General features: G+C 39.4%; 10 protein-coding genes. 6 read left to right on the plus strand and 4 right to left on the minus strand.

Going from position 1 to position 9977, the window contains the following annotated elements; all coding sequences use genetic code 11:
- The first annotated feature begins 22 nt into the window (after positions 1–22).
- The 6 genes from ACWIX0_RS08525 (at position 23) to ACWIX0_RS08550 (ending at position 4954) form a co-directional block, all read left to right on the plus strand.
- Positions 23–1339, plus strand: a complete 1317-nt coding sequence (locus tag ACWIX0_RS08525) for an HD domain-containing protein (protein ID WP_454173595.1) — start codon at positions 23–25, stop codon at positions 1337–1339.
- Between the two features lie 75 nt (positions 1340–1414).
- On the plus strand, positions 1415–1624 hold the full coding sequence (locus ACWIX0_RS08530; protein WP_454173596.1) for a hypothetical protein: 210 nt from the start codon (positions 1415–1417) through the stop codon (positions 1622–1624).
- A complete protein-coding gene (locus tag ACWIX0_RS08535; RefSeq protein ID WP_454173597.1) occupies positions 1621–2001 on the plus strand; it encodes a type II toxin-antitoxin system death-on-curing family toxin in 381 nt (126 codons plus the stop codon). The genes ACWIX0_RS08530 and ACWIX0_RS08535 overlap by 4 nt, the downstream gene beginning before the upstream one ends.
- Positions 2002–2078: 77 nt before the next feature.
- Positions 2079–3488 carry a hypothetical protein gene (locus ACWIX0_RS08540; RefSeq protein WP_454173598.1) on the plus strand — a complete coding sequence of 470 codons (1410 nt, stop codon included), beginning with the start codon at positions 2079–2081 and terminating at the stop codon, positions 3486–3488.
- 68 nt (positions 3489–3556) lie between these two features.
- Positions 3557–4768, plus strand: coding sequence for a hypothetical protein (locus tag ACWIX0_RS08545; protein WP_454173599.1), 1212 nt, complete (start codon positions 3557–3559; stop codon positions 4766–4768).
- A gap of 6 nt (positions 4769–4774) precedes the next feature.
- Positions 4775–4954, plus strand: a complete 180-nt coding sequence (locus ACWIX0_RS08550) for a hypothetical protein (protein ID WP_454173600.1) — start codon at positions 4775–4777, stop codon at positions 4952–4954.
- A 49-nt stretch (positions 4955–5003) separates the two neighbouring features.
- On the opposite strand, the gene prfB is transcribed toward ACWIX0_RS08550, so the two are convergent.
- The 4 genes from prfB to ACWIX0_RS08570 form a co-directional block, all read right to left on the minus strand.
- Entirely contained in the window at positions 5004–6092 is a 1089-nt protein-coding gene (gene prfB / locus ACWIX0_RS08555) for a peptide chain release factor 2 (RefSeq protein ID WP_454173601.1), read from the minus strand.
- 136 nt (positions 6093–6228) lie between these two features.
- Positions 6229–6963 carry a DUF305 domain-containing protein gene (locus ACWIX0_RS08560; RefSeq protein ID WP_454173602.1) on the minus strand — a complete coding sequence of 245 codons (735 nt, stop codon included), beginning with the start codon at positions 6961–6963 and terminating at the stop codon, positions 6229–6231.
- 289 nt (positions 6964–7252) lie between these two features.
- The gene (locus ACWIX0_RS08565; protein WP_454173603.1) at positions 7253–9061 is read right to left on the minus strand and encodes a hypothetical protein; all 1809 of its coding nucleotides are present in this window, start codon (positions 9059–9061) and stop codon (positions 7253–7255) included.
- A gap of 119 nt (positions 9062–9180) precedes the next feature.
- Positions 9181–9456 carry a hypothetical protein gene (locus ACWIX0_RS08570; RefSeq protein ID WP_454173604.1) on the minus strand — a complete coding sequence of 92 codons (276 nt, stop codon included), beginning with the start codon at positions 9454–9456 and terminating at the stop codon, positions 9181–9183.
- Positions 9457–9977: the final 521 nt, after the last annotated feature.

Raw genomic sequence — 9977 nt, forward strand, 5'->3', positions numbered from 1 at the left:
TCAACAAAAGGATTTTACGCCAATGCCTGCCGACACCAAAACCCCTATCGACACAAAAACGCCTGCTGACACCAAAACCCCCGCCAAATCCCTAAAATCCCCGCGTCTTAAAACCTCCCTCTTGCGCAAAATCTTTACCGCCGCATCGATTCGGCGGTGGAATGACCAAGCCTGCCCTGTGGAGTTTGTCGAGCTAGACAAGCAAGCACACAAAATGGTGATTGCCTACTTGCTTGCACGCTATGAGGAGCATTTCCATAATGCCACCATCGATTGGGAGCGGCTTATTTTGCAGTTTTGCTATGAGTTTTTTGAGCGCGTGATTTTGACTGACATTAAACCCCCTGTGTTTCATAAGCTCATCACTCGGCACAACAAAGAGCTAGTGAAATTTACTTTGGCAAATCTAGAATCTGATTTGGGAGCATATAATTTTTTTGAAAATATGGGCGAGTATCTCACTTCTAGCGAACATATTTCAAGCGAAGTTGCTAGCCAGCATAGCGCGCACATTAGTCGTGGCAAATCTTTAGAGAGTGAGATTTTGCAAGCGGCGCATTATTACGCGTCAAAATGGGAATTTGACATTATTTATCACTTTAACACCAAAATGTATGATGTGCAAAATATCAAAAAAATCATCGACAAGCAAGTCGAGGGGCATTATCACCTAGCAGGAATGCAGCAAATCGCGCTCTATGAAGATGTGCGCGAACTCATCACTATGCTAGGGCAGCTTCGATTTCAAAAGCGATGGAGTCAAACCCCTAGAATCCCCGAAACCTCCGTGCTAGGACACACGCTCGTAGTCGCGCTAAGTGCGTATTTGCTAAGCCTAGATTTAGGCGCGTGCAAGGCGATGCGGATAAATCACTTTCTTTGCGGGCTTTTCCACGATTTGCCAGAAGTGCTAACCCGCGACATAATCTCGCCCATAAAGCACAATGTGCTAGGACTAGATGAGTATATAAAGCAAATCGAAGCTGAAGCGGTGGAGGAGAAAATCCTCTCAAAAGTGCCAGAAAATATCAAAGATGATATTGTGTATTTCACGCAAAATGAATTTGCCAATCGCTATAAAATCGAGTGCTTTGCACATTATGCAAAATCGAGCGAGGAGCTTTTTTCGCGATTTAACGCTGATGAATTTGAACCAATTTGCGGGGAATTTTTAAAAGCGTGCGACCATTTGAGCGCGTATTTGGAGGCAAAGATTTCTATCACGCACGGGATTTCTAGCAGGGATTTAATCGATGGCGCACAAGGAATCTTAGAAAAACGCGGGAGCGAAGTGATAAACGGACTTGACATAGGCGCGGTATTTAGGGATTTTGAGTAGGAAAGTGCGCTAAAAAGCAGGTTGGCTAAAGATTTGGCTATAATGACAAGATTTTAAAATTTAAAGGAGTGTCAAATGACTTTAGTTATAGAAAATGTCAAAGAAGAATTTTTGCCAGATTTTGTCAAAATGGCAAAAACTGCAAATGCCACAATCACACAAAAAAAGGGCAACACAATCGATAAAAAGGAAAGCTTTGATTTTAAAGCATTGCAAAAAGAAATGCTAGAGGATTTAAAAAAACCTCAAAATTACGCGGTATTTGAGAGGCTAAAAGATAAATGAAATACCTCTCACTTGATGATGTTATCGCTTTGCACGATGATATTATGGATACAATGGGCGGGCTAAATGGCTTTGATAAATCGCGTGTAGCCTATTTAGAATCCGCGCTAGAGCATATACAAAATGATGATTTCTACCCTAGCTTCTTAGATAAACTCACTCATTTAATCTTTTGCTGTGTGAAATTCCACCCATTTTTAGATGGCAACAAACGAAGCGCGATTTACCTAGCAAAAGCATTTATCAAGCTAAATGCACCGCAAAATCTACCAAGCGATTTTTACGCCAAGCTAGAAGATGTCGTAGTAAATGTCGCAAGCGATGAAATGAGCAAAGAAGCCTTACGCGACTTTTTGGCAAAACTTTTGGGACTATGAATGCCACGATTTAGCAGGACAAATCTAGGCTAAAAATTTCGTTATAATGACAAGATTTTAAATGTAAAGGCTAGCAAATGCAACAACCACATTATCCACTTACACTGCAAGAAGAGTCCCTAAAACAGCGCGTTGCAAGCGAGTTTTTCGCCGAGTTTGATTATGAGCCATTACAGCGCGTAGATTTTGCGCTGACTTATAAAGAATCTGCAAAAGACCCTGCCAAGCAATCTACCAACAAATCTATGAAAGATTCTGCGTTAAGCACATCGATTTTACTTGCGCCCACATTGCCTGATTTCCCCAAAATCTATACCCTTTGGGCAGAGGCAAAAAAGGGCAATGAGTGCGACATTTTTGATAGCCTTATCCAGCTAATTTTAACCATAGGAGCGCAATCACTACACAAAATCCATAATATCCCAGAATTTATCGGCGCATTTGACGCACAAAAAATCGCTTTTTTGCCCTACAAATACGCAAAAGACTTTATCGCGCGAAACGACTTTGATTGGAAAAATATAACCCCTAGCGATTATACAAGCCTAGATTTTGCTAAAATGCGCGAAATCACAATGCCTACTTTGCGCAAGAATTGCCAAATCTATGACTACGCAAAAGACGCCCACGAATTGCGCCACTTTATCAAAAACTCCCTTGCAAAAGGCGCACACAACCCCATAGAAATCGATGAGGAAAACTTCGATTCTGTGTATTTGCAATGGGCTAGAATCGTTTTGCCTAGCATAAACCTACACACAAGCATTTGGAAAAGTGCGAGAGAAAATCTAATCGCTCTAGAATCTGACTTTTTCCTAGCGGATTTGCTAAGCGAGGATAACACCACGATAAACCAAAACCTCCGTATCTTGCTAAACAAACGACTAGAAAATGCACAAGAAAAACTCTATTACAACATAAAAATTAACAAAGGGCTTTTTGATTGGAATACGCAAAATATCGCGTTTATAAACGATGATACTTCCGCGCATACACGCTTTTGGCTTCGCTATAAACGACCGCCTAAAGAGGACTTTTGGGAGAAAATCTATGAAAGGCGTGATAAACTCTCCCCTGAAGATATACGCGAGCGCAAGGGGGCGTTTTTCACGCCAAAAATTTGGGTGCAAAAAGCACAGGAATATTTGGCTAAATCGTTGGGTGAGAATTGGCAAGATGAGTATTATATTTGGGATTGTGCCGCAGGCACGGGGAATTTGCTAGCAGGGCTTAAAAATGCGCGAAATATCTATGCTTCCACGCTTGATTTAAGCGATGTGTTGATAATGAAAGAGCTTGCTAAGGGGGATTCTAGCTATGTTGCTAGATTGCCGCTGCTTGAGGAGCATATATTTCAATTTGACTTTTTAAACGATAGCTTTTTTGATGAAGTCGCTAATGAAGCTACTAAGTCTGCGAATGAATTTACTAAGGGGGGGGGGGGCAAATACAATCAAAACTGCCTAAATCTCTGCAACGCATTATAAAAAACGAACCGCATAAGTTAGTCATATTTATTAACCCTCCGTATGCGGAAGCTGGGAATAAAAAGAAAATGAGTGATATTGAAAAAGAACATAAAAGCGGAGTAGCCACAACCAATAAGACTTATGAGAAATATCAAAGTATTTTAAGTAAAGCAAGCAATGAAGTTTTTATTCAGTTTTTTATACGCATTTATAAAGAAATTCCAAAATGTGTTTTAGGAAGTTTTAGTAAGCTAAAATATTTAAATTCAACAAATTTTGAAAAATTTAGAGAAACTTTTCAAGCCAAATTTCTAAAAGGATTTATGTGCCCAGCTTGGACTTTTGACAATGTTAAGGGACAATTTCCTATCGGTTTTTTGGTTTGGAATCTAGCACAACAAACAAAAATTACAAAAACGACACTTGACATTTTTGAAAATGGTGGCGAAAAAGTTGGTAAAAAGAATTTTTACGCAAGTAATGACGGGAAAAATATAGGCGTATGGTTGGCTTCTTTTCGAGAGAAAAATCCGCGAATTCATCTAGCTATGATGGATAGCGGGCGACTTGGATTTCAACACCAAAATTTAGTACATATCGCAAATCAAATAGGAAATCAGTCACATTCTTTGACTATAGTATTAGCACCTAACAATTTAATTCCTTGTTGTGTATTTTTCGGTGTTCGCCACGCGATAAAAGCCTCGTGGATAAATGACAGAGACCAATTTTTGCACCCTAATAAAAAATGGCAACAGGACACAGAATTTCAAAATGACTGCCTTGCTTTCACACTCTTTCACGGACAAAATCGTATCACAAGCCAAGAGGGCATAAACCACTTTATCCCATTTAGCGAAAAAGAAGTCGGAGCAAAAAGCGCGTTTGCTAGCGACTTTATAGTGCGCTTTATCAATGGCAAAATCAAAATAGATTCCCAAAAATCACAAGATTCTTTAAACCTTTATAAGCAATCGCGCGACTTTATCCCCACAAAGCCACTAGCATTTAGCAAGGAGGCAAAGGAAGTTTTCAAAGCGGGATTGAGCTTATGGAAATATTATCACGCGCAGGCAAAATCTAGCCCTAAATACATAAATGACGCAAGCCTGTATGATATAAAAGAGTATTTTCAAGGACGAAGCGAGTCTAAAAACGGCAAGTCAAAGGGCAAAATGAACGCACGAAGCGAAGATTCTCATTACAATGACTTGCTAGCAAACTTACGCCTAGCCCTAAATGATTTAGCCCAAAAAATCGAACCAAAAATCTATGAATACGAGTTTTTGCTAGAATGACTTAGAATGATTTTTGTAAATCTAAAATATGGTTTGAAAATTGTTTCAAAAAATATCAAATATTTGATAGCACAAAACGCCTGCAAAATCCACCCCCAAAAAAATCCCTACCACAATAAACCCGCCCCCTTAATCCCCCTCGTGCTAAGGGAGGGAATCCACGCAAACCCTCCCAAAAAAAACTAAAACCACACAGCAACCCCACAAAAAACCTAAAATCTCTCCAAAATCTGCTTTATTTTATCACCAGCACCGATTCGATGAGCGCGTCTATATCCCCGTCCAAAACCCCTGCCGTGTCGCTTGTAGCGTAGTTTGAGCGCAAATCTTTTACTTGCTGATAGGGGGCTAGCACATAGGAGCGGATTTGATGTCCCCAGCCGATTTCGCTTTTTTCTCCCGCGTTTGCGCTCTCTCTTTGCTTTGCCTGCTCGATTTCATAGAGTTTGGATTTGAGCATTTTTAGCGCGGTGGCTTTGTTTTTGTGCTGACTTCTATCATTTTGACATTGCACGACTATGCCACTTGGGAAATGCGTGATACGAATAGCAGAATCGGTTTTGTTGATATGCTGTCCGCCTGCGCCACTTGCGCGATATGTGTCGATGCGATAGTCCTTTTCCTCTAGTTCTATGACTATGTCATCGTTGATTTCAGGGCTTACCTGCACGCTTGCAAAGCTCGTGTGCCGATTGGCATTAGAATCAAAGGGCGAGATTCTCACTAGCCTATGCACGCCTGATTCCGCCTTTGCATAGCCAAAGGCATTTTCGCCTTTAATGATAAATGCCGCGCCTTTGATTCCCGCTTCCTCGCCGTCTTGATAATCCAAAATCTCGACTTTATACCCCCGCCGCTCCGCCCAGCGCAGATACATACGATAGAGCATACTCGCCCAATCCTGCGCCTCTGTCCCGCCCGCTCCGGGCTGAATAGTGATAATGGCGTTGAGTGCGTCATTTGGGGAGTTTAGCAAAATTTCTAGCTCGGCTTGCAAGATAGCGGATTCTAGCGCGCTTGATTCTGCGAAAAGCAATTCAAGCGTATCGCTATCGCCCTGTGCGCTCGCTAGCTCAAAAAGCTCTGCGCTATCGTTTAGATTGTTGCCTAGTGTGGTGTAGGATTGGAGAGTTTTGGTGATTTTGGTTTTTTGCTTGGATATTTCGCTAGCCCTTTTGGCATCTTCCCAAAAGTTTGGCGCAGATTCTAACGCCTCTAGTTTGGCTAGCTCCTCTTGCAAAATAGAGGGCTTGATAATCTCGCCGATAGTGGCGTATTTGCTTTGCAAAGTTTTTAGCAATTCGCCATATTGATAAGAATCCAAACAGCCCTCTTGTAATTTTGTAGATATGTTGTAGATTTTGGTAGTTTTAGATTTTGCGCTTGCTTTAGCAGGCGACTACTAAGCTATATTAGCGTCCAGCACGACAAAAGCGCAAAATCCATTCTCCGCAAGCTAGTTATTTTTTGCTCTTTTTAGACTTGCTAGATTCTGCTTGTGCTTTTTGTGCCTGTATATCATCGATTAGCTTTTGCATAGCAGTGATTTGGGTATTTTGCTCATCGATGATATGTTTTGCGATTTCTTGGATTTTTTTGTCTTTGGTATAAGCTAGCACGATGTCAGAGCTCTCTACCGCACCTGTGTGATGAGCTATCATCGCATTTAAGAAATCTATATCCACATCGCCACTTTCTTCTATCGCCATACCGCCCATCATAGATTCGTTAGCCTTAGCGTTTTTCTCGGCAAACTCTTTATAATCCTGCGCAGAAACTTTCGTGGTTTTTACGCCTTTTTTAGCGATTAGCTCTCTAAATTCTTTGATTTCAGCTTCTTGGGCTTTGATGATATTTTCCGCAAGCAATGCCACTTGAGGATTTTGTGTAAGAGGGAGCAGTAGCTTTGCAGAATCAATCGCACCTTGATGATGAGGTATCATATCGCTCAAAAAGTCAATCTCCACGCTTTTTGTGCTTGATGGCTTATGTGCGTGCATAGGAGCGTGCATAGCTTCTAGGATTTTGCTAGATTGCGTGCTAGATTCATCGTTTGCTTGAGTGCTTGTAGCTCCGCAAGAAGCGCATTTGGTAGGCTGTGCGTTGTCTTGGCTGTGGTTTTGGTGTGCGTGAATGCTACTCATAAGGGCTAGGCTAGATACCGTAGCAAGTGTAAGTTTTGAGAGGGTTTTCATTTCGTGTCCTTTGTGTTTGTGATTTTTTTGCTTTTTTTTATTGTTGCAAATCACTGCAAAAATCCAAATAAAAAAGCAAAAACGCTAAATTATAATAAAAAATAAAAAACAAACAAAATGTAGATTCTATAAAACGCAGATTTTGCCCTCATTTGCCACAATCTAGCGTTATCAATATTGCGCTATTTTGCGACACTTTACACCAAAATCTACTTTTTGGTATTTTTAGCAAAGCATTATTTTTTTTAAAAAGCGCGTAAATGCACCTATAATGCCACTCTAAAGCAGGTTAAGGGAGGATTTTTGCCCTCCTAGCTTGCGCACTATATGTGAAAATCTCATCAAAAAGCATATCCTCACTCCTAAATGTATAGCTAAAAATAACCCTGCCATTTATATCATATCGCTTGCCACCTACGACTTTTTTGTCTTTTTCGTATAGCTCAGCTTGGAGTTTTGGCGCACTGCCACCCCCGCTAAAAAATACCCGATAAATCGTCAAATCCTCCCCCTCAATGGTTATGATTTCTTTATGTAAGATTCCGTTTTTGTAAGTTTGGAGGATATTTTTGCCCCTTTGTTTTTCATTTTTTGTTCTTAGTGTCTTGCCATCGGCGTTATAAAGCCATTGGGTATGCGAATGCGGCAAATATGATATTTTAGATTCTCGCACATTATTTTGGTTATAAGTGCTTCCATTTGCTCCATTTTCTTGTATTTCAAACTCACTCGCAAGCGCACCATTTGTGTGAAAAGTTTTTATGTTATTTCCACTTTTTTCAAAAGCGATTTGCCCGCTAGGATACCTCCACACTTCGCCCCTATCGCTAGAATCTTTGCTTAGCGCATTTGCAAAATCAAGAGGCTTTATAGAAAAATACACCTGCTCTTTATCATAATTTTGATATGGCGACACAAGCACGCCATTTTTGTGCGATGCCCTATGGAGTGGCTTTTGACTAGGATAATCATATACGATTTCTTCGCCATCTAGCACGCCATTTTTATAAAATCTAGATATTTTCAAAATCCCATTTTGCCCATAAGTCTTTGCCTCCCCGCTTAAAAAATCATCTACATAATGTTGCAAAAACACAAGATTTTTACCCACATATCCGCTAGAATTACCATTTTTTTTGCCATTGATATATGGGGTTTTCACCGCGATATTTTGCGCATCAAAAAATAGATTCTCTCCATTTAAAATGTCATTTTTATAGCTCTTTTTGCCGATTACTACTTCGTTGCGATAAGTCGTGCTAATACCCTCTTTTTTAGAATTTTTATACATCTGCGTGGTGCGGATTTTGCCTACTTGGCTTACCACCTCTCCGCTTAATACGCCATTTTCATAAGGCACTTCTTTTATTACTTCGCCATTTTTGTAGATTTTGCTCCTCCCGTGAAGTTGCCTATTTTTAAAGCTAAGACTTGCTAAAATCTCGCCATTTTCATCATAAATATTGATTAGTTGAAAACCTTGTTGATTATCTTTTTTTAGGTGCAAAATCGCATTGCCATCGCTTCTAGGAGAGGATTTTGCTAGCTCATTATATGATATTTGCATAGGCAGGGGTGCGGGCAAATCTTTAGTGAGCAAATCTTTGGCTGGCAAAATGTTTGCGGGAGGATTTTTGGCAGGAGGATTTTTTGGAGGCAAGTCTTTTGATAGGGTGTTTGTAGGCTCTTGAGAGGTTTTTGGAGGTTTTTTAGATTCTAGTTTTGGCGGTTTTTGTGGCACAGATGGTGTTTTTGTTGTCTTAGATTCTGCGCTAGATTTTGTATTTTTAGATTCTATGTTAGATTGTGTTTTTTTGGGTGCATTTTTGCCTAGCGAGGCAGAATATATTGTTTGATTTTTTTGTGTAGTTTTGGAGGTGGATTGGTTATTTTTTTTAGCAGTGGCATTAGATTTTGAAATATTACTAGATTTTGGCGTTTTGGATTGATTTGATAGGCTAGAATCATTAGCGTTGTATTCTTGCCTAGATTCTAGCTCGTATTTAGCACAGCCATTTATGATGATTGCTATGCAGATTATCGCTAGCTTTGTAGCGCATATTACACAAAATCCACCCCAAAACGCCATATATTTCATTTGCTATTATCCTTACAAATGCTTTTATGCAGAATCGCAAGTCTTTGCGCTCATTTACGCAAAAAAGCATATTTGCAAAGTATTATAGCAGATTTTGAAATTATGGTAATGTTTTGTAGTTAGTCGCCTTTACAAGTATATGAAATATATCCCCCGCTATTTGCATAAGAATATGTGCAACCACAATCTAAAATACATTGTTGCTTACAAGCATTTGTTGCGAGAAATCCGCTACATTTGTTTGTATCGCATTTTTGCACGCATCGGCTTTTTTCTTCAGCACTTTGGTCATCAATCAACTGCTTACACGCACTAAAACTTAACATACACACCGCCACTAGCCCCACTTGTAGCAACTTGCCTAATTTGTTTGATTTTGTTAATGATCTTTGCATTTGCAATCCTTATTTAAGAAGTAAAATTATGATTCTTTGTAATATTTTTGTATCTTGCAATTTTTGTTGAACCAAAATGTTGCATTTGCGCAAAAACAACAAAATTTTGCATACAAAAAATCACAAAGAATCGTGTCTAAAAACAGAAATCCTACAAAAAAAAAAAAAAAAAAACGATTTTTAAACCAAAATTTTTTAACCAAATTTATATGTTTAAGATTTTGCTTTTTTATCTAAAAAATCTTTTTGGGTTAGCTGATAATGTTTTGCTTTAGTTAAAAATCCCCCCACTTCTTTAAAGTATAGGTGCTTTACGATTTGATTTTTTGTCATTGCGCTATCGCGCTATTTTGTTGTTTTTGTGATAAGTTTTTACTTTTTTTCACAAACCTGCCCCCCCATTTTTGCGCATTTAACGACTATTTGCACACCCCACAAATATCATAAACACAATAAACTATAAACAAAAACTCCCCACAACCAAACCCCAAAAAACACAACCCCAAACCCTAAAAAATCTC

The sequence above is a fragment of the Helicobacter sp. T3_23-1059 genome (assembly GCF_053654515.1).

Excerpts from the sequence above, each read along its gene's own strand:
- ACWIX0_RS08530 (WP_454173596.1), top strand. The coding sequence starts at position 1,415 with ATGACTTTAGTTATAGAAAATGTCAAAGAAGAATTTTTGCCAGATTTT.
- ACWIX0_RS08565 (WP_454173603.1), bottom strand. The coding sequence starts at position 9,061 with ATGAAATATATGGCGTTTTGGGGTGGATTTTGTGTAATATGCGCTACA.
- ACWIX0_RS08535 (WP_454173597.1), top strand. The coding sequence starts at position 1,621 with ATGAAATACCTCTCACTTGATGATGTTATCGCTTTGCACGATGATATT.
- ACWIX0_RS08525 (WP_454173595.1), top strand. The coding sequence starts at position 23 with ATGCCTGCCGACACCAAAACCCCTATCGACACAAAAACGCCTGCTGAC.
- ACWIX0_RS08570 (WP_454173604.1), bottom strand. The coding sequence starts at position 9,456 with ATGCAAAGATCATTAACAAAATCAAACAAATTAGGCAAGTTGCTACAA.
- ACWIX0_RS08540 (WP_454173598.1), top strand. The coding sequence starts at position 2,079 with ATGCAACAACCACATTATCCACTTACACTGCAAGAAGAGTCCCTAAAA.
- ACWIX0_RS08545 (WP_454173599.1), top strand. The coding sequence starts at position 3,557 with ATGAGTGATATTGAAAAAGAACATAAAAGCGGAGTAGCCACAACCAAT.
- ACWIX0_RS08550 (WP_454173600.1), top strand. The coding sequence starts at position 4,775 with ATGATTTTTGTAAATCTAAAATATGGTTTGAAAATTGTTTCAAAAAAT.
- ACWIX0_RS08560 (WP_454173602.1), bottom strand. The coding sequence starts at position 6,963 with ATGAAAACCCTCTCAAAACTTACACTTGCTACGGTATCTAGCCTAGCC.